Below are 17,744 nucleotides of genomic sequence, written 5' to 3'. Positions count from 1 at the left end.
GGACGCCATGCGTGAGCAGGCCGCCCAGCGGCTCACCGAGGAGCTGCGGAGCACCGGCGGGTCGTCGGCCCCGTCGACCTGGGACACCCCGGCGACCACCGCGACGGTGCCCAGCACCACCACGGTCAGCCCGGCCACCACCGCCGGGGTGGCCCGGTTGCGCCGCGGCGGCGGGGCGTGGTGCCGGGGCACCACCACCGGCAGCAGCCGGGAGCGGTCGGGTTCGTGCCGGCCGACCCGGTGCACCCCGGGCGCCTCCTCGGCGTACCCGCCGGCCAGCCCGGCCACGGACGGGGGGACCGGCTCGTGGGCGGGGCGCTCCGGCTCGACGGCCGGTTCCGGCGGCCACCAGTCGGCGTCCGGGTGGTCGGCGTACGGGGTCTCGGCGTCCTCGGTGGGCAGCCGCTGGCCGGGCACCGTCGGCGGGTACGTCCGGTCGGTCGCGGCCGGCCCCACCGGCCAGGCGGGCGGCTCCGGTGGCCCCTCGTCGGCCGGGGCGGTGCGGGCGGACGGCACCACCGGCGTGTCCCGCTCGGGCGGCGGCTCGTCGTCGCAGACGTGGTCCGGGTCGGCGGCCGCCCGGGCCAGCGCGGCGACCTGCCGGGCGAGCGGGTCGTCGGCGGTCAGGTGCTGGCGGGCCAGTTCGCGGGCGAGCGCCAGGTTGTCGTGCGCCTCGGTGAACCGGCCGCAGTCGCGCTGCATCGCCCCGAGCCGGGCCAGCATCTTGATGCCGCTGGCGTGGCCGTCGCCGTAGACCTCGCGGTGCAGCTCCCAGGCGTCCTGGAGGCGTTCCCGGGCCTGCGCGCACTGGCCCCGGGCGTACTCCACGGTGGCCAGGTCGGCGTGCGCGGCCAGCACCCGCAGCGACTCCGGCCCGTCCCGGGCGGTCAGCTCCAGGATCACCTCGGAGTAGAGCCGCGCGGCGCGGGCGTCGCTGCCGACCCGGTGCAGCACCGCGGCCAGCGTCGCCCCGGCCGAGATGGTCCGCTCGTCCGAGCGCCCGTGCAGCCGGGTGGCGGCGGCGTACGCGAAGGCCGCCCAGCCGCGCGCGGAGTGCGGCTCGCCGAGCGCGACCAGCACCCGCGCCTGGAGCCCGGCGGCGTCGGCCAGCTCGGGGGTGGCGTGGTCGGGCCGGGGGTCGGCGTCGGTCAGCGCGTCGGCGAGCAGTCGCTGCGCGCCGGCCAGGTCGCCGGCGGACACCAGGTGGTGCGCCTGGAGGGTCAGTTCAGCGAAGCCGGAGGACACGCCCCATCGTGCTCGTCCGGCCACGGGTTGTACAACCCCCGACGGTGATCGGAGTCGTCAACTTTCCAGGTGGGCGACCAGCGTCTCGCTGATCCGGCGCAGCTGGTCGACCTGGGCCGGGCTGAGCGCGTCGAAGAGGTGGCGGCGTACCCCCTCGACGTGGCCGGGCGCGGCGGCGGCGAGCACCGCGAAGCCGTCGTCGGTGAGGACGGCCAGCTGGCCGCGCCGATCGGTCGGGCAGTCCTCGCGCCGGACCCACCCGGCCGCCTCCAGCCGGGCGGCGGCGTGCGAGAGCCGGCTGCGCGAGGAGCCGGTCACGTCGGCCAGTTCGCTCATCCGCAGCTTCCGTCCCGGGGCCTCGGAGAGCCGGACCAGGATCTCGTAGTAGGCGTGCGGCATCCCCGCATCGCGTTGCAGCTCGCGGTCGAGGGTGTCCATCAGCACGCGGGAGGCGGCCAGGAAGGCCCGCCAGGTGCGCTGCTCGTCGGGGTCCAGCCACCGGGTCATGACGGCCATCATAGCGGCAATTGTTGAAGGCTCAACTAATCGGCGCTAGCGTGGGATGCATGGGAATCCATCGCCTCAACCACGCCGTCCTCTACGTCAGCAACCTCGAGCGCAGCGTCGCCTTCTACCGCGACGTGCTGGGCTTCCGGCCGGTGGCGATGACCCCGGACGGGTTCCGTGGCGCCGCCTTCCTCCAGGCGGCCGACTCCACCAACGACCACGACCTCGGCCTGTTCGAGATCGGCGCGGCGGCCGGCCGGTCGCAGGCCGGGCGCGCCACCGTGGGCCTCTACCACCTGGCCTGGGAGCTGGACACCCTCGACGAGCTGGCCGCCACCGCCGAGCGGTTGGCCGCAGCCGGTGCGCTGGTCGGCACCTCCGACCACGGCACCACCAAGAGCCTCTACGGGCAGGACCCGGACGGCCTGGAGTTCGAGATCGTCTGGATCGTCCCGGCGGACCTGCTCGACGACGAGGCGCTCGCGGCGCGCAAGCGGATCGGCCGGCTGGATCTCGACCGGGAGCGGCGGCGCTACGGCGGCCAGACCCGGGGCGGGGTCGGCGTCTCCGTGCCGGTCTGAGACCGCCGTACGGTACAACGGCAGGATGTCCACCGACACCGTCCTGCGTGAGCTGCTCGTCCGGCAGCTCGACCACTGGCTGCCGGGAGCGCTGCACCGTTCCCGGTGGGCCACCCTCGCCCTGGCGTTCCCGGATCCCGGCGCCGCCGAGGCCGTCCTGCGGGTGGTGGCCGAGTTCGCCGACCGGCTCCGGGGCCGGCGGCTGACCGTCCTGGTGCTCGGCGGCGGGCCCGACCTGCCGGCCCGGCTCGGCCCGATCGAGGCGGTGCTGCCGGCCGACGTGGCCGTGCACGTGGTGCCGGGCGACGCGTCCCGGCTGCCGGTGGTGCTCAAGGCGGCCGGCGCGGCCGGCGCACCGCTGCTGACCCTCGCCGACGCGACGGCCGAGCCGGCGCTGCTGGCCGCCGCGACGACCGGTCGTCCGGCCGAGCTGCTGCTCACCGCGCCCGGGTCGGCCCCGCTGCGGCCTGCGCTGACCGGCGCGGGTTTTCCGCTGGTCACCGAGGTCGAGCTGGTACCCGCCGACGGGTCGCCGGCCCGTCGGGTCGCCTTCGGCACCCGGCTGGACAAGAGCCTGGAGGCGTTCAAGGACGCGCTCTGGGAGGTCGACGAGTTCGCCGGGGTGCGCTACCGCGACCCCGAGGACCCGGCGGGCGGGCTGCTCGACATCGCCCTGCACCCGGAGCCGGGGCCGCTGCGCCGCGAGCTGCTGGCCGAGCTGGCCCGCTCCGGCCCGCGTACGGTCACCGAGCTGCGCCGGCACACCCTCACCGCGACCGTCTACCGGGCCGCCGACACGGTGCCCGCGCTGATGACCCTGCTGCACTCCGGCGCGGTCACCCGCGACCCGGAGCACGGCCGGCTCGGCGGCGACGTGCTGATCAGCGCGAGCGAGGGTGATCGGCCGGCCGGCTGACCCGGACGCGGAGCGGGGTGCCGGTGAACCACCGGCACCCCGCTCGACCTCGGGAGGTCATGCCCGGGTCTTGTCCTGCTTCCAGGACAGCGGCCCCGGCAGGTCGACCCGGTGCGCCTTGGCCTTGGAGTTCCAGGACCAGCGACCGATCTTGACGGTCCACGAGGACATGCCGTTCTCGGTGAAGTTCAGGATGATCGGCCCGTACTTCTTGCGCTTGCGGAACATCAGACCCATTGTCGGCTCCCCTCACCCTGCCCTGTACTGCCCTGCTCTGACGTCACCGAACATGCCCGGATCGACGATTCGCGAAACCTGCTGAAGATCCGCTCAGGACGGTCACCCAATCCCTACTCAGCCGATAGGTGTTGCGGCGCGGTAAACCCAGCTCGGCAAGGGATGCAACAAAGACAGCGACGCGCATCTCATGTTCTGGAAGGCCGTTGACCGGGCTCCTGACGCCCCGGCAGCATGGGCTCATGTCGCAGCGGGACGAGCTTCTCCTCACCGCTCGCGTGCACGTCGACCTGGTCCGGCACGCGAGCGCGCTCTGTTGAGCTGACGCCCACCGCCGTCCGCACCAACCATTCACCGCCACACCGCACGGCCCGGCCCACGACGGCCCGGCGCCGCGCGCCGGCGTACCCCCGCGCCACCGGGCGCGGTCCTCCTCGTGCTCAGATCAGGAGACACCCATGTCCTCGTTCCGTCGTACCCTCGCCGCCGTCGCGGCCCTGCTCGCCCTGACCAGCGCCACCGCCTGCACCGCGGACGCCGATGCGTCCGGCCAGACCAAGGAGCTGCGCTACCAGGGCTCCGTCGGCCAGGTCACCCTCCCGGAACTCGCCGCCGACCTCGGCTACCTCGGCGACGTCAAGTTGAACTGGATCGGCAACGTCACCGGCGGTCCGCAGGACATCCAGGCCACCGCCACCGGGCAGAGCGACTTCGGCGGCGCGTTCAACGGCGCCATCGTCAAGCTCGCCGCCGCCGGCGCGCCGATCACCGCCGTAATCAGCTACTACGGCTCCGACGCGCAGACCTTCCAGGGCTACTACGTCCTCGACGACAGTCCGATCCGGACCGCCCGCGACCTGATCGGCAAGAAGGTCGGCATGAACACCCTCGGCGCGCACGCCGAGGCGGTACTGAAGATCTGGCTGGCCCGCAACGGGCTCAGCCCGGCCGAGATCGCCCGGGTCGAGCTGGTCGCCATCCCGCCGGTGAACTCCGAGCAGTCGTTGCGGCAGCAGCAGATCGACGTCGCGGTGCTCGGCGGCGTGATCCGCGACAAGGCGGTCGCCAACGGCGGCGTCCGCACCGTCTTCACCGACCACGAACTGCTCGGCGCGTTCAGCGGCGGGTCCTACGTCTTCCGCGACGACTTCCTCAAGCGCAACCCGGACACCGTGAAGACGTTCGTCAGCGGAGTGGGCAGGGCCATCGAGTGGGCCCGCACCCAGCCCCGGGAGACCGTGGTGGCCCGGCTGGAGGCGATCATCGCCAAGCGCGGCCGCAACGAGGACCCGGCGCTGGTGCGCTACTGGAAGAGCAGCGGCGTCGCCGGCAAGGGCGGCGTCATCACCGACCGCGAGTTCACCACCTGGATCGACTGGCTCGCCGACACCGGCGAACTCAAGGGCGAGAAGCCGAAGCCGGGCGACCTCTACACCAACGAGTACAACTCGTTCGCCTCTGGTGGCGGTGCCGCGTGAGCGACGACAAGGTCCTCTTCGACCGGGTCACCAAGACCTTCGGCGTCCGCGCCGGGCGGCGCGCGTCCGCCGGCGCGGTCACCGCCCTGGACCAGCTCACCCTCGGGGTACGCCCCGGCGAGTTCCTGGTCGTCGTCGGCCCCAGCGGCTGCGGCAAGTCGACCCTGCTCGACCTGCTCGGCGGGCTGTCGAAGCCCACCACCGGGCAGGTGCTGGTCGACGGCCGCCCGGTCACCGGGCCCGGCCTCGACCGGGGCATCGTCTTCCAGCAGTACGCGCTGCTGCCCTGGCGCACCGCCGCCGGCAACGTCGCGTTCGGACTGGAGGCCAAGGGGGTGCCCCGCGCCGAGCGGGCCGAGCTGGTCGCACAGCACCTCGAACTGGTCGGGCTCGGCGGGTTCGCCGAGCGCTACCCACACGAGCTCTCCGGCGGCATGAAGCAGCGGGTGGCGATCGCCCGCAGCCTCGCGTACGACCCGGACGTGCTGCTGATGGACGAGCCGTTCGCCGCCCTGGACGCGCAGACCCGCGACTCGCTGCAGGACGAGCTGGTGCGGATCTGGCAGCGCACCGGCAAGACGATCGTGTTCATCACCCACGGCATCGACGAGGCGGTCTACCTCGGCCAGCGGGTCGCCGTGATGACCTCCCGCCCGGGGCGGATCAAGCAGGTCATCGACATCGGCCTCGGCGACCGGGGCGCCACCGAGGACGTCCGCTCGTCCGACGCCTTCCGGCACCACCGGCACGAGATCTGGACGCTCCTGCGCGACGAGGTGCGCGCCGCCCAGTCCGCCGAACGCCCCGCCGCCCGCGCCCCGAGGGCCGGCCGCCCCGCCGGCACCGGAGCCGACGGTGGTCGTACCCCCGCCGTGGCCGGCGCCGACGCGCAGCGCGCGGCGCCGACGGCGGCCCGGACCGAGGAGGCCCGCGTTGGTTGACATCGCCGAACGACCCACCCGGCCGGCGGTCCCCGCCGCCGCGCCCCCGGCGGCCCCGGCCGCCGCCGCGCCCGCGCTGCCCGGCCGGCTGCTCGGCCTCGGCGGGCGGGTGCTGCACCGCAGCGCCGCGCTGCTCGCGCTCGCCGCCGTCTGGGAGACCGCGCCCCGCGCCGGCCTGGTCGACCGGGTCTTCCTGCCGCCGCTGTCGGAGGTGCTGGTGGCCTGGTGGGCGCTGCTGACCAGCGGGCAGCTCGCCGACCACGTGCAGGCCAGCCTGACCCGCTCGCTGACCGGGCTGGGCCTGGCCGTGCTCATCGCCATCCCGCTCGGGCTGCTGATCGGCTGGTACCGGCCCCTGGCCGACCTGCTCAGTCCGCTGCTGGAGGTGTTCCGCAACACCGCCGCGCTGGCCCTGCTGCCGGTCTTCGTGCTGATCCTCGGCCTGGGGGAGACCTCCAAGATCGCACTGGTGCTCTACGCCTGCTCCTGGCCGATCCTGCTGAACACCATCGCCGGGGTGAAGGGCGTCGACCCGCTGCTGGTGCGCTCCGCCCGCTCGATGGGCCTGGACCACCTGCGGCTGTTCCAGAAGGTGATCCTGCCGGCGGCGGTGCCGACGGTCTTCACCGGCGTCCGGCTCGCCGGGGCGTACTCGATCCTCGTGCTGGTCGCCGCCGAGATGGTCGGCGCGAAGGCCGGGCTCGGCTACCTCGTCAACTACGCCCAGTACAACTTCGCCATTCCCGACATGTACGCCGGGATCATCACGATCTCCGCCATCGGCCTCGTCGTCAACCAGCTCCTCGTCACCGTCGAACGCCGCTTCTCCACCTGGCGCGTCGACGTCACCGCCTGAGAGGAAACGCCATGTCCCGCACCCTGCACCTGAACGCATTCCTGATGGGCGTCGGCCACCACGAGGCGGCCTGGCGGCACCCGCGCACCGACCCGAGCCGGGTCGGCGACGTCCGGCACTTCGTCGAGCTGGCCCGCATCGCCGAGCGCGGCACCCTCGACTCGGTCTTCCTCGCCGACGGGCTGGCCGTCGGACCGGCCGTGCGGCACAACATCCAGGCCGTCTTCGAACCGCTCACCCTGCTCGCCGCGCTGGCCACCGCCACCGAGCACATCGGCCTGATCGCCACCGTCTCCACCACCTACAACGAGCCGTTCAACATCGCCCGCAAGTTCGCCTCGCTGGACCACCTCAGCGGCGGCCGGGCCGGCTGGAACATCGTCACCTCCGCCCAGGCGCGGGAGGCGTGGAACTTCAACCTCGACGAGCACCCCGCGCACGCCGACCGGTACCGGCGGGCCGCCGAGTTCGTCGACGTGGCGACCAAGCTCTGGGACAGCTGGGAGGACGACGCCCTGGTCCTGGACGCCGCGGCCGGGGTCTTCGCCGACACCGACCGGGTGCACGAGGTCGGCCACGCCGGTGCGCACTTCCGGGTCCGCGGCCCGCTGAACACCCCCCGGCCGCCGCAGGGCCGGCCGCTGCTGGTGCAGGCCGGCTCGTCGGCGGACGGCATCGCCTTCGCCGCCCGGTACGCCGAGGCGGTCTTCACCGCCCAGCAGACCCTCGCCGACGGGCAGGCCTTCTACGCCGCCCTCAAGCAGGCCACCGCCGCCGCCGGCCGCGACCCCGACCTGGTCAAGGTGCTGCCGGGCATCGCCCCGGTGATCGGAGGTACGGAGGCCGAGGCGCAGGCCCTCGCCGTCGAGCTGGAAGCGCTGATCGTCCCCGAGCACGCCGTGGCGCAGCTCTCCGGGATGACCGGGATCGACCTCAGCGGCCACCCGCTGGACGGCCCGCTGCCCGAGTTGCCCGACGTGACCAGCGTCCAGGCCCACCAGAGCCGCTACCAGCTCGTCGTCGAGCTGGCCCGCCGGGAACGGCTCACCCTGCGGCAGCTGATCGGCCGGCTCGGCGGCGGTCGCGGGCACCGGGTGGTGGCCGGCACCCCGGAGCAGATCGCCGACCAGGTCGAGCTGTGGTTCACCCAGGGCGCCGCCGACGGCTTCAACGTGATGCCGCCGCTGCTGCCCAGCGGGCTGGCCGACTTCGTCGACCACGTGGTGCCGCTGCTGCGCGCCCGTGGCCTGTTCCGGCACGAGTACACCGGTCGTACGCTGCGCGAGCACTACGGGCTGCCCCGCCCGGACAGCTCGTACGCCGCCCGCGAGCTGGCGGCGGCGTGAGCGCGAGGAGTGAGCCGGGGTTGCGAGCCCCGCAGTCGCGAGCTGAGGCGGCCGCGTGAGCGCCGACCTGCTGCCGGTGGACCGGGACCTGTTCCGGGGCCTGCTGCGCCGGCAGGCGTCCACGGTCACCGTGGTCACCGCCGTCGCCCGGGGCACCGACCCGGCCTGCCTCGGCGGGGTCGGCGCGCCGCTGCGGGCCGGCTTCACCGCCACCTCGTTCACCTCGGTCTCGCTCGACCCGCCGCTGGTCTCGTTCTGCCTCGGCGTCGCCTCGTCGAGCTGGCCGGTGCTGGAGCGCGCCGAACACGTCGCGGTGCACCTGCTCGCCGCCGAGCAGCGGGAGGCTGCGCGGGTCTTCGCCACCAGCGGCATCGACCGGTTCGCCGCGTACCCGCGATGGTCGCCCGGGCCGTTCGGGCTGCCGCTGCTCGACGGGGTGCTGGCCCGGCTGCTCTGCCGGGTGGTGCTCCGGGTCCCGGCCGGGGACCACGCGGTCGTCATCGCCGAACCGCTGGCCCTGGGCGCGGGCGAGGACGGTGAGCCGCTGGTGTACCACCGGGGCGGCTACACCAGCACCGCCACGGCGGTCCCGGCGGTCCCGGCGTGACCGGGGTGGCCGAGGTGGCCGCCCCGGCCGGGCCGGACCTGCTCGCGCTGGACCGGGCCGCCCAGGACCTGCTCTTCCGGGCGGCCCGCACGGCGAACACCTTCACCGCCGAGCCGGTCACCGACGCCCAGATCGCCGCCGTCCACGACCTCATCCGGTACGGGCCGACCGCGCTCAACGGCCAGCCGCTGCGGGTGCTGCTGGTGCGCTCCGCGGCGGCGCGCGCCCGGCTGCTGCCGCACGTCTCCGCCGGCAACCGGGCCAAGACGGCCGCCGCCCCGCTGGTCGCGGTGCTCGCCGCCGACGTGGACTTCCACCGGAGGCTGCCGGAGCTCTTCCCGCACCGGCCGGAGGCGGGGCGCTGGCTGGCCGACCGGGCGGAGCGGCTCGCCCAGGCCCGGTTCAACGCCACCCTCCAGGCCGGTTACTTCCTGCTCGGGGTGCGCGCCGCCGGGCTGGCCGCCGGACCGATGGCCGGCTTCGACGCCGCCGGGGTGCGGGGCGAGTTCTTCCCCGACGGCCGGCACGAGGTGCTGCTGCTGGTCAACATCGGCCGTCCCGGGCCCGACGCCTGGCACGATCGGCTGCCCCGGCTGTCCGCCGAGGAGGTGATCCGCACGGTGTGACGCGGGGGCGCGCGCCGGTGCCGGATCAGGCGGGCCGGATCAGGCGGGCTGGCTTCAGCCGGGCGCCGGCGCGCGGTCGACGGCGAGGACCCGGGTGACGCTGCCGTCGTCCTCGGTGACGTTGCGCTCGTGGACGAAGCCGAGCTTGCCCAGCAGCGCCAGCGAGGCGGTGTTGGCCTCGGCAACGGTGGCGTACACCCGGGGCAGGTCGAGGGCGTCGAAGCCGTACCGGACCAGGGCCGAGGCCAGCTCGGTGCCGAGGCCGACGCCCCAGGCCGGCTTCGTCAGGGCGTACACCAGCTCGTGGCCGTCGACCTGGTCGGTGCGCTTGACCTCGGCGTGCCCGACGTACCGGCCGTCGCGGCGCACCGCCCAGACGTCGAACAGGTCCTCGGCGTAGACCGTGGTGAAGACCCGGCCGAACAGGGCGGCGGCGTCGGCGGGGACCATCGGGCCGTCGCCCATGAACCGGCCCACCTCCGGGTCGCTGAGCAGGGAGACGAAGTCGTCGGCGTCCGCCGGGCGGTACGACTCCAGCAGCAGCCGGTCGGTGCGCAGGACGGGGGTGGGCATCAACGGGGCTCCCAGGCGTCGGGCAGGGCGGTCAGCTTCCGGACGTGCGCGGGCAGCCGGCCACTGACCACTTCGGCCAGGCTGACCTCGTCGAGCACCTGCCGCACGGCGGCCCGGACGGCCACCCAGAGCCGGGGCAGGTTCTCCGCCGCACCCTCGTACCGGGTCTCCTCGGGGCGCAGCCCGCGTACCCCGGCCAGCGGGCCCTCCACGGCGCGCAGGATCGCGCCGACGGTGACCTCGCGGGGCGGCCGGGCCAGCGTGTAGCCGCCCTCCGCGCCGCGCTGGGCGCGCACGATCCCGGCCCGGCGCAGATCGGCCAGGACCGCCTCCAGGAACTTGCGCGGCATGTCCTGCTCGGTGGCGATCGCCTGGGTGGACAGCAGCGAGGGGTACGCGGTGGCCAGGCTCAGCGCCGCCCGTACCGCGTAGTCGCCGCGCGCGGAGATCTGCACCCCGCCATCATGCCCGGCCCGGTCAGCCGGTCGGGTCGACGGGCCGACGCGGCCGGATGATCCGACGCGGCGGCTGTCCCCGCGCGGCGCGGAACGCCCCCGGGCTCACCCCGACCTCGCGGGTGAAGAAGCGACCGAAGTTGGTCGGCTCGGGGAAGCCCAGCCGGCGACCGATCCGGGCCACCGGCTCGTCGGTGGCCGCCAGCAGCCGGCTGGCCTGGAGCGCGACCCGCTCGTCGACGACCTGCTTGGCGCTGCGCCCGGTCACCGCCAGGCAGGCCCGGGTCAGGGTACGCACCGAGCAGCCCAACCGGGCGGCGTAGTCCTCCACCCGGCGGGTGTGCTGGTAGCCGCGCTCGATCTCCCGGCAGAGCCGGTGGAAGGTGGCCAGTTCGGCGCGCTGCGGCGCGTCGGCGCCGGTCGGCCGGTCGGTGGGGAGCAGCGCCAGGCGCAGCAGCAGCACCGCCAGCTCGTGGCGCAGCAGGCTCCGCGCGGCCGGGTCGCCGCGGTGCCGGCGACTGTCCACCGCCAACTGGCTGACCTCGTTGATGACCGCGTCCTCGTCCTCGCCGGCCAGCTGGTGGTACGTCGGCACCGCGTCCGGGTCGACGTCGAGACCGCGCAGTGCCTCCTCGCGCCAGCGCACCACCGTGGCGTCGAGCTGCGGGGTGCAGCGCAGCACCTGGCCGGGGCTGACCCGCAGCAGCGTGCCCGGCCGGCAGGCCAGCGCACGGAAGTCCAGCTCGGCGGTGCCGTGCCCGCCGGTGACCAGGATCAGCAGATCCGCGTCGAGCAGGGTCGGGCGGCGCCAGCCGGGCTCGGTGGCGAGGTGACCGAGGTCGAGCAGGTCGATCTCGGCGGTGGACGGGTCGGAACGGGTTGCCGGGGAGAGCTGACCGGAAGGGACCATCACCTGCGACGGTAACCGGAGGTGGGGGCGGTCGCATCCCGGCGACGGGACTGCGGTGCCGCGTCCGCGGGGGTTGTCCCCGGTCGGCGGTCGCGGCTAGGTTACCGAGCGGTAGGTCCACCGGACTCGCGAAGGACGGGCATGACTGATCTGTTCTCGGTCGCCGGCAAGACGGTCCTGGTCACCGGCGGCACGCGGGGAATCGGGCTGATGATCGCCCGGGGCTTCGTGCAGGCGGGTGCCCGGGTGATCGTCTCGTCCCGCAAGGCCGACGTCTGCGAGGCGGTGGCCGAGGAGCTCTCCGCGGAGGGGCGCTGCGAGGCCGTCCCCGCCGACCTGGGCCACGACGCGGGCGCCGAGGCGCTGGCCGCGGCCGTGCAGGAGCGCACCTCGGACCGGCTCGACGTGCTGGTCAACAACGCGGGCGCGACCTGGGGCGCGCCGCTGGAGGCGTACCCGGAGAGCGCGTTCGACAAGCTCTGGGCGGTGAACGTCAAGGCGGTCTTCCGGCTCACCACCGCGCTGCTGCCGGCGCTGCGCGCCTCGGCCGGCCCCGACGACCCGGTCCGCGTGATCAACATCGGCTCGGTGGACGGCATCCGGGTGCCGTCCATGGAGGTTTACGCGTACTCGGCCACGAAGGCCGCCGTGCACATGCTCACCCGCAGCCTCGCCCACCAGCTCGCCGGTGAGCAGATCACGGTCAACGCGATCGCCCCGGGCCCGTTCGAGAGCAAGATGATGGCCTTCGCCCTCGATGACCCGGCGTCCCGTTCGGCGATCGAGCAGCAGGTACCGCTGGGGCGGATCGGCCGCCCGGAGGACATGGCGGGCACGGCGATCTACCTGTCGTCGCGCGCCGGGGCGTACCTGACCGGCGCGGTGATCCCGGTCGACGGCGGCCTCACGACGCACGGCTGAGGCGTACCCGGATCGCAGGTGAGCGGGAGCCGCGCGGACTCGGCAGATCCGCGCGGCTCCTCTTCGGGTGGGTCAGCGGCCGGCGAGCAGCCGGTTCACCGCCGTGTCGACGTCGAGGTGCTCGGCCTCGCGGCCGCGCGGGACGACGACGTAGGTCCGCCGCAGGAAGCGCACCAGGACGCTGCGCGGCACCTCGAAGAGTGCGTTGCCGTCGGGTGACGACAGCGCCAGCGCGACGAAGTCGCCGCGTGGGGTGGCCCAGGGCCAGACCCGGACGTCGCCGATGCCGGCCGGTTCGTCGAGACCGGTCACCAGCAGTTCGCGGGCGAAGGACCAACTGACGGCCTCGCCACCGGCGGATTCGGCGTGGAACAGGACATGGACCGCATACGGGTCAGCAGGGTCGTAACGCAGACTGGCACGCACCGGCAAGGCGGTGGCGTCAGGTGCGACGAGCCTTAGCGACGTCTCGACCTCTACGGTCGTCGGTCGGATGACACTCATGGACGTTCTCCCCCCGGCACCGCTGCGGAACGCGCGTGTCCCGCTTTTCCCATACTCAGGTGCTACTCCTGGCTACGCTCCGCCATACGCTGACTTCACCCAGTGGTGGGAAGTGCCTCGGAAGCGCCGCCAGAATGTGAAAATTCTTGTACGATTTCCGGTCTGCCCAGTGTGTGATCCCGCCCGGCGTCGGGTGGCTCAGTCGTCGACTTACTCCGGTAACGTCCAGTGGTCTGCGCAAGTGACGGGCCGGGACGACACTGGGGGTGGAAATGGTCACGAACCGATCCTCAATGGATGCGGCGACCGCGACCGAGTCACCGAAAGTAGGGGTCCGAGCAGCCGAAAGGCGGGGGAACGCGGTGCCGAAGGATCAGCACGACAGGACCGGTCGGTCGGCCTCCGAGGGCCGCTCCGGCGGACGTGCCGAACCTGCCTCACGGACCGTGCGGGCCGGTTCCGGGCGCTCCGGTACGGCCCTGGCCGACCGGCCCCCGACCGGCTTCCGGCACCGGGTCCGCACCACCCTCGACCTGATCCGCGCCAACCCCACCGGACGGGTCACCCTCAAGATCTTCGTCGCGATCGCCGGGGCGCTCGTCGTCACCCTCGGTCTCGCCCTCATCCCGCTGCCCGGCCCCGGCTGGCTGATCGTCCTCGGCGGCCTCGCCATCTGGGCCGTCGAGTTCCACTGGGCCCGCCGGCTGCTCGCCTTCACCCGCCGGCACGTGCACGCCTGGACCCGCTGGGCCACCTCCCGCTCCCTGCCGGTACGCCTGCTGCTCGGCTCCGTGGGGCTGGTCTTCGTCGCCACGGTGGTCTGGCTGTCGCTCAAGTACAGCCTCGGCATCGACCTGGTGGCCCGGCTGATGCACTACCTCGCCACGCACTGACTCGGTGGCTCCCGGCGCCCGGACGGGCCGGGTGCGGCGCGCGGGCGGGCCGGGTGCGGCGCGCGGACCCCGGATTTCCGGTCCGGTCACACGATCAGGTAGAGTCATCGGCGCTGAGGGCGATTAGCTCAGCGGGAGAGCGCTTCGTTCACACCGAAGAGGTCACTGGTTCGATCCCAGTATCGCCCACCATGGATGTACGCAGGTAGGAAGCCCGTCACCGGTTCAGCCGGTAACGGGCTTCCGCGCTGTTGCCCCTTAAGTCGGGAGCAGATCGGGAGCAGGGCGTTCGGCTCTGCTGTCCGATGGCCGTTGGGTCGTCCCGGTGGCGGCCTCGGGTCACCGGTCGGACCGGGCTGACCGGCTAGTGGAGGACTTGGAGCTACCGGTGCGGGGCCCCCGCGTGACGAGGGAGCATCCCGCCATCCCTCACGGGCCTGACTGACGGCTGGCGGTTCGGTATGCCGCCCACTCGCCGGTCCACGTCGCCAGGTCGTGTACCCAGCCTTCGGTGCTCTGCCGGGACTTGGCCGACCACTTCGATGCGTTCTTTGACGCGAAGTCGTCCAACACCGTGCGGTCGGTCGCGGTCCATGCGGGAAACTGCGTCAGCCACTGTTCTGCCTGTGCGGCGCTGTGGCCGCTGCCGATCAGCCACTGGACGAGCAATGCGAGTTCGACCCACGGAGCGGCCTTCGTTGCCCATGCCCAATCGACGATCCGTAGGCCGTGTGGAGTCACGATCAAGTTGGCGGGATTGAGGTCGGAGTGGATGAGTGTCTCGCCGTCCATCGCAGGGTGTGCGAACCCGAGGCGAGCTGGCGGGGTGAACCATGCCTCGCCGGGCGCGGGAGTCTCCTGGAGTCCCTTGAGTGTGACGGCGAGCAGATCGAGATCCGCACTGCCGGGTGACAGGTCGGGGTGGGGACCGGCGAGATGCTCGGTCCCCACCACCAGCCAGCCATCGGACTCGAAGTGCCACAGGACTGCGGGCGGGTACCGGTCGATGGCCCCGGTTGCCGCCAACTCGTAGCGCAGTGACCAAACGCTCAGCTCTCCAGAGGCCGCCTTGACGAAGACCTGCCCGGCTGGCCCGGTGACCGTCGAGGCGATCTCTGCATGGTTGCCACTCGAAGCCGGCGTTACGTCGAAGGCTCCGCCGACCCGTTCGGCGATCCCTGTCGTGACACTCTCCGGCAGAGCGGTCCAGTCACTACGCATCGGTTCTCTTTCTGCTACTTGCCGGGTTGAGGCGGGTTCGGCGGACAGCAGGATTCGGCCTCGCCGCCCCAGAATTCCATGTCGAGGCGGTAGCCGGTGTCGTGCAGTGCCGCGAGTGTGTAGGTGATGGCGGTGCCGTCCTGCATGGCTTCGGTCAGGATCGGCCGGTGGTGCACGTAGTGGCCCGCGATCTGGTTGCAGGCGGTCGTGTAGGGCTCACTTATCTGGAGGGCGGCGTGCCAGACAGCGTCGACCGGCCGGGTCGGCACGACCCGGTAGGACTCGCCGGTCGGCAGGAGCATCCCGAAGTCGGGCTTGTCCGCGCGGTCGGCGTACGCCTTCAGGAAGACGAGGAACTGCCCGACCGCACGGTCGGCGTAGGTCTGGGTCACCTCCTGCCTGGCAGCGAAGTAGCTGGCCATCTTGTCGAACACCTCTGCCGAGACCAGGGTGCGAGGGTCTGCGGCGAGCGTCGTGACCGGCCTGTCTGCGGTGATACTCAAGGCTCCTCCTTCATTCTGTGCGGGTCAGCGAGGAAGGCGCGTCGTCGCGGTACCTTCGAAGCTAAGTTGCGTCCGTGCATGTCTTGTGGGGAAGCGATCATGATGCGTAGGAGACTCGCGGTAGGGCTGGTCGCGGAGGTCCCCTGACCAGGCCGCAGCGCAAGATGATCGGCGTGCAGGCTCGACCTTCGGAACGGCGCCTAGGCCACGATGCACTCGAATGTCTCGCGGGCTTGGCGCATTGTCGGTTCAGACGAGCGGAGTCGCGCATCGCCTCGTGGTGCTCATCGGTCACGATCCCATGACACCTGGTGACGACCGGTTGCCGACAGGGTGACCAGCGATCAACCGCCGTTCATTCCATTCACAGGGCCACGGGAGGACCGCCGGTGAATCAGGACCGGGAGCAACTGTCAGAGGAGCACGCCGCGTTCGTCGCGGAACTGCGCCACTGGCGCGAGGTCACCGGCTATTCGCAGAAGGCTCTCGCGGGACTGGTCGGCTACACTCCGTCGTACGTCAGCAAGGTCGAGAGCGGCACCATCGTCCCGAGCCGGGACTTCGCGGAGAGCGCCGACCGAGGATTGAAGGCGGGGCAGGCGCTCATCCGACGCTGGCGTGAGCTGCACGCGGCAACGCAGGTCCACCCGGCGCCCTCCCAGCGCCGACCCGAGGCAGTTGTACCCGATCCCCAGACTGCGCCGGGCACCGACTTGGTCGTGGAGCACGAGCACGCCGAACTCACCCTGGCTGACGGCGTGTATCGCACCCGAGTGCGGCGGTTGCTACGCAACATCGGCAGCGAGCCGGTCACCCGGTACCTGGTACGCATCGCTGTTGATCGTCACCCCGGCGATCCCGAGCGGTCGAACCACCTGTACCGAAACGATCCGCTGACCTGGGCCGAGATCAATCTGACCGCGCGGTGCGCTGGCGAGTCGATGGCCTGGACGATCATGCACGATCGGGACGCCTTCAAAGAGGTCTGGCTGCAGTTCGAGAACCAGGACGGCCGCTTCCCGCTGTATCCGGGCGAAGAACGATGGATCGAGTACGTCTACACCGTCTCGGCGCACAAGTGGGGCCCGTGGTGGCAGCGCGCGATCCGGCTGCCCACTCGACGGCTGAGCCTGTCTCTCACCCTTCCGGCAGCCCTCGATCCCGTCGTGTGGGGTACGGAAACGTCGATGACCGCGGAGCCGTCCGCCTTCCGTACGCCGATCACGAGGGAGAGCGACGGGGAGACCGTCACGTTCACCTGGGCAACGGCCGAGCCGCCCCTGCACACGCGGTTCCGTATCGCGTGGCGTTTCAAGGCAGTGACCGAGAAGGAGGACCAGGTGGACACGCTCACCCCGAGCGACCGGATGCAGCGGGTCGGGATCGTGCAGGAGGGCGATCCGATCCTCACCACCGAGGCCCGCCGTTTCGACCTGCCTGCCGAGTCGGAGGATGCCCGGCGGGTCATCGCGCAGTTGTCCACGATGATGGAGCAGGCCGCGCAGGTGCACGAGTTCGCGAAGGGGATGGGTATCGCTGCGCCGCAGATTGGCATCAGCCGTAATGCCAGTCTCGTCCGGACCCCCGACGGTCAGATCATCACGTTGCTCAACGCCAGGGTGATCGCAGAAACCGGCGACACCGACGAGCAGTACGAGGGATGCCTGAGCTTCTTCGACGTCCGAGGGATGGTGCCCAGGCCCCACGGCATCGAGGTCGAGCACCAGGACGTCGACGGCACCACCCGGATCACCGCCTTCACCGGGGGAGTGGCCCGCTTGGTCCAGCACGAGATCGACCACGTGTACGGCATCCTCTACCCCGCCAAGATGCGCGACGGCGTGTCTCCCATCCCCGTGTCGCAGTACAAGGGCACTGGTAAGCCCTGGTCCCAGTAAGGGCAAGGGCCGGGGGAGAGGTTGGAGTCGGTGGCCGAAGCGGCGTAGAGCGTGCAGGCTGAAGACGCGTCGGGCACCGGAAGGCACCGTATCGGGCTGGCGGATCGGTCAGGCACCGTGTACCGAGCGGACCCCGATGCGGCGCCACGGTTGCGTCGTCGCTGCGCGCGGAAGTTGTCGGGCGGCAGGCTGTGTCGTGCTGGCCGCGGTCGGCTCGGAGCTGCCTGTGATCTGTTGCCGAATTGAGCTGTACTAGATCAAGGCGCTCCGCGCGGCGCCGTAGGCGGCCGGGGCGGAAAGTCAGCCGGCCCGCAGCCCACGCCCCGCCCCGCGCGTCACCTTGGGTCAGTATGTGACCCGATGAAGAGTCCCGGAATTGACCGGGACCAGGACGACAGTGTGTCCCTTCGTCTCTTCCAACCTCGTGACTCGAGCCGCGGACCGGTCTGCAGTCGGTCGGGGGAGTTGCCGAACGGAACGCGTCGGCCGCTCACGGGTCGAAGGTGGGGAAGGGGTGGAGGTAGGG

The 17,744-nt window shown here is 72.4% G+C and carries 21 protein-coding genes and 1 tRNA gene; 13 read left to right on the top strand and 9 right to left on the bottom strand.

The window, feature by feature from the left end; genetic code table 11:
• Positions 1–1,245 (bottom strand): tetratricopeptide repeat protein (locus ACSNN7_RS25400; RefSeq protein ID WP_436683451.1); only part of this gene is annotated, 1,245 nt, incomplete at its 3' end.
• A 57-nt stretch (positions 1,246–1,302) separates the two neighbouring features.
• On the bottom strand, positions 1,303–1,761 hold the full coding sequence (locus tag ACSNN7_RS25395) for a MarR family winged helix-turn-helix transcriptional regulator (protein WP_436683452.1): 459 nt from the start codon (positions 1,759–1,761) through the stop codon (positions 1,303–1,305).
• Between the two features lie 50 nt (positions 1,762–1,811).
• On the opposite strand from ACSNN7_RS25395, the gene ACSNN7_RS25390 reads away from it, so the two are divergent.
• Both ACSNN7_RS25390 and ACSNN7_RS25385 read left to right on the top strand, forming a co-directional pair.
• Positions 1,812–2,333 (top strand): VOC family protein, encoded by a 522-nt coding sequence (locus tag ACSNN7_RS25390; RefSeq protein ID WP_436683450.1) that lies wholly within the window; start codon positions 1,812–1,814, stop codon positions 2,331–2,333.
• Positions 2,334–2,358: 25 nt separating this feature from the next.
• Entirely contained in the window at positions 2,359–3,249 is an 891-nt protein-coding gene (locus ACSNN7_RS25385) for a hypothetical protein (RefSeq protein WP_436683449.1), read from the top strand.
• Between the two features lie 57 nt (positions 3,250–3,306).
• Here the strand turns inward: ACSNN7_RS25385 and ACSNN7_RS25380 are convergent, their stop codons facing one another.
• On the bottom strand, positions 3,307–3,486 hold the full coding sequence (locus ACSNN7_RS25380; protein ID WP_436683448.1) for a DUF4236 domain-containing protein: 180 nt from the start codon (positions 3,484–3,486) through the stop codon (positions 3,307–3,309).
• A 242-nt stretch (positions 3,487–3,728) separates the two neighbouring features.
• Here ACSNN7_RS25380 and ACSNN7_RS25375 point away from each other — a divergent pair, with 242 nt between their 5' ends.
• From ACSNN7_RS25375 to ACSNN7_RS25345, 7 genes are all read left to right on the top strand, one after another.
• Positions 3,729–3,806, top strand: coding sequence for a putative leader peptide (locus ACSNN7_RS25375; RefSeq protein WP_349881247.1), 78 nt, complete (start codon positions 3,729–3,731; stop codon positions 3,804–3,806).
• A gap of 138 nt (positions 3,807–3,944) precedes the next feature.
• Positions 3,945–4,964: an ABC transporter substrate-binding protein gene (locus tag ACSNN7_RS25370; RefSeq protein ID WP_436683447.1), complete on the top strand. Its 1,020-nt coding sequence runs from the start codon at positions 3,945–3,947 to the stop codon at positions 4,962–4,964.
• Positions 4,961–5,905, top strand: a complete 945-nt coding sequence (locus ACSNN7_RS25365; protein ID WP_436683445.1) for an ABC transporter ATP-binding protein — start codon at positions 4,961–4,963, stop codon at positions 5,903–5,905. Before ACSNN7_RS25370 ends, ACSNN7_RS25365 begins: the two co-directional genes overlap by 4 nt.
• Complete coding sequence (locus tag ACSNN7_RS25360; RefSeq protein WP_436683444.1) at positions 5,898–6,761, top strand: ABC transporter permease; 864 nt, start codon at positions 5,898–5,900, stop codon at positions 6,759–6,761. Before ACSNN7_RS25365 ends, ACSNN7_RS25360 begins: the two co-directional genes overlap by 8 nt.
• Before the next feature lie 11 nt (positions 6,762–6,772).
• Entirely contained in the window at positions 6,773–8,107 is a 1,335-nt protein-coding gene (locus tag ACSNN7_RS25355; RefSeq protein WP_436683443.1) for an LLM class flavin-dependent oxidoreductase, read from the top strand.
• A 55-nt stretch (positions 8,108–8,162) separates the two neighbouring features.
• Positions 8,163–8,714 (top strand): flavin reductase family protein, encoded by a 552-nt coding sequence (locus ACSNN7_RS25350; protein WP_436683442.1) that lies wholly within the window; start codon positions 8,163–8,165, stop codon positions 8,712–8,714.
• Entirely contained in the window at positions 8,711–9,340 is a 630-nt protein-coding gene (locus ACSNN7_RS25345; RefSeq protein WP_436683441.1) for a malonic semialdehyde reductase, read from the top strand. The genes ACSNN7_RS25350 and ACSNN7_RS25345 overlap by 4 nt, the downstream gene beginning before the upstream one ends.
• Positions 9,341–9,394: 54 nt before the next feature.
• Here the strand turns inward: ACSNN7_RS25345 and ACSNN7_RS25340 are convergent, their stop codons facing one another.
• The 3 genes from ACSNN7_RS25340 to ACSNN7_RS25330 are packed head-to-tail and all read right to left on the bottom strand — an operon-like array spanning position 9,395 to position 11,278.
• The gene (locus ACSNN7_RS25340; protein WP_436683440.1) at positions 9,395–9,913 is read right to left on the bottom strand and encodes a GNAT family N-acetyltransferase; all 519 of its coding nucleotides are present in this window, start codon (positions 9,911–9,913) and stop codon (positions 9,395–9,397) included.
• Positions 9,913–10,368 (bottom strand): RrF2 family transcriptional regulator, encoded by a 456-nt coding sequence (locus ACSNN7_RS25335; RefSeq protein ID WP_436683439.1) that lies wholly within the window; start codon positions 10,366–10,368, stop codon positions 9,913–9,915. Before ACSNN7_RS25335 ends, ACSNN7_RS25340 begins: the two co-directional genes overlap by 1 nt.
• 22 nt (positions 10,369–10,390) lie before the next feature.
• Positions 10,391–11,278 (bottom strand): helix-turn-helix transcriptional regulator, encoded by an 888-nt coding sequence (locus tag ACSNN7_RS25330; RefSeq protein ID WP_436683438.1) that lies wholly within the window; start codon positions 11,276–11,278, stop codon positions 10,391–10,393.
• A 141-nt stretch (positions 11,279–11,419) separates the two neighbouring features.
• On the opposite strand from ACSNN7_RS25330, the gene ACSNN7_RS25325 reads away from it, so the two are divergent.
• Entirely contained in the window at positions 11,420–12,199 is a 780-nt protein-coding gene (locus ACSNN7_RS25325; RefSeq protein ID WP_436683437.1) for an SDR family oxidoreductase, read from the top strand.
• A gap of 72 nt (positions 12,200–12,271) precedes the next feature.
• On the opposite strand, the gene ACSNN7_RS25320 is transcribed toward ACSNN7_RS25325, so the two are convergent.
• On the bottom strand, positions 12,272–12,703 hold the full coding sequence (locus ACSNN7_RS25320; protein ID WP_007457244.1) for an SsgA family sporulation/cell division regulator: 432 nt from the start codon (positions 12,701–12,703) through the stop codon (positions 12,272–12,274).
• A 293-nt stretch (positions 12,704–12,996) separates the two neighbouring features.
• Between ACSNN7_RS25320 and ACSNN7_RS25315 the strand changes: the two genes are divergently transcribed.
• Complete coding sequence (locus tag ACSNN7_RS25315; protein WP_436683436.1) at positions 12,997–13,596, top strand: TIGR02611 family protein; 600 nt, start codon at positions 12,997–12,999, stop codon at positions 13,594–13,596.
• A 117-nt stretch (positions 13,597–13,713) separates the two neighbouring features.
• Positions 13,714–13,788, top strand: a tRNA-Val gene (locus ACSNN7_RS25310).
• Positions 13,789–14,025: 237 nt separating this feature from the next.
• Here ACSNN7_RS25310 and ACSNN7_RS25305 read toward each other — a convergent pair.
• Together ACSNN7_RS25305 and ACSNN7_RS25300 are read right to left on the bottom strand one after the other, a co-directional pair.
• Positions 14,026–14,817 carry a phosphotransferase gene (locus ACSNN7_RS25305; RefSeq protein ID WP_436683435.1) on the bottom strand — a complete coding sequence of 264 codons (792 nt, stop codon included), beginning with the start codon at positions 14,815–14,817 and terminating at the stop codon, positions 14,026–14,028.
• Between the two features lie 14 nt (positions 14,818–14,831).
• On the bottom strand, positions 14,832–15,320 hold the full coding sequence (locus ACSNN7_RS25300; RefSeq protein WP_436683434.1) for a hypothetical protein: 489 nt from the start codon (positions 15,318–15,320) through the stop codon (positions 14,832–14,834).
• 389 nt (positions 15,321–15,709) lie between these two features.
• On the opposite strand from ACSNN7_RS25300, the gene ACSNN7_RS25295 reads away from it, so the two are divergent.
• Complete coding sequence (locus ACSNN7_RS25295) at positions 15,710–17,218, top strand: peptide deformylase (protein ID WP_436683433.1); 1,509 nt, start codon at positions 15,710–15,712, stop codon at positions 17,216–17,218.
• Positions 17,219–17,744 lie beyond the last annotated feature (526 nt).

It is taken from the genome of Micromonospora sp. URMC 105 (assembly GCF_051386295.1).
Classification (GTDB): Bacteria; Actinomycetota; Actinomycetes; order Mycobacteriales; family Micromonosporaceae; genus Micromonospora.
The sequence above is the reverse complement of the archived record's forward strand: the minus strand, read 5'-3'. Positions and strand labels throughout refer to the sequence as shown.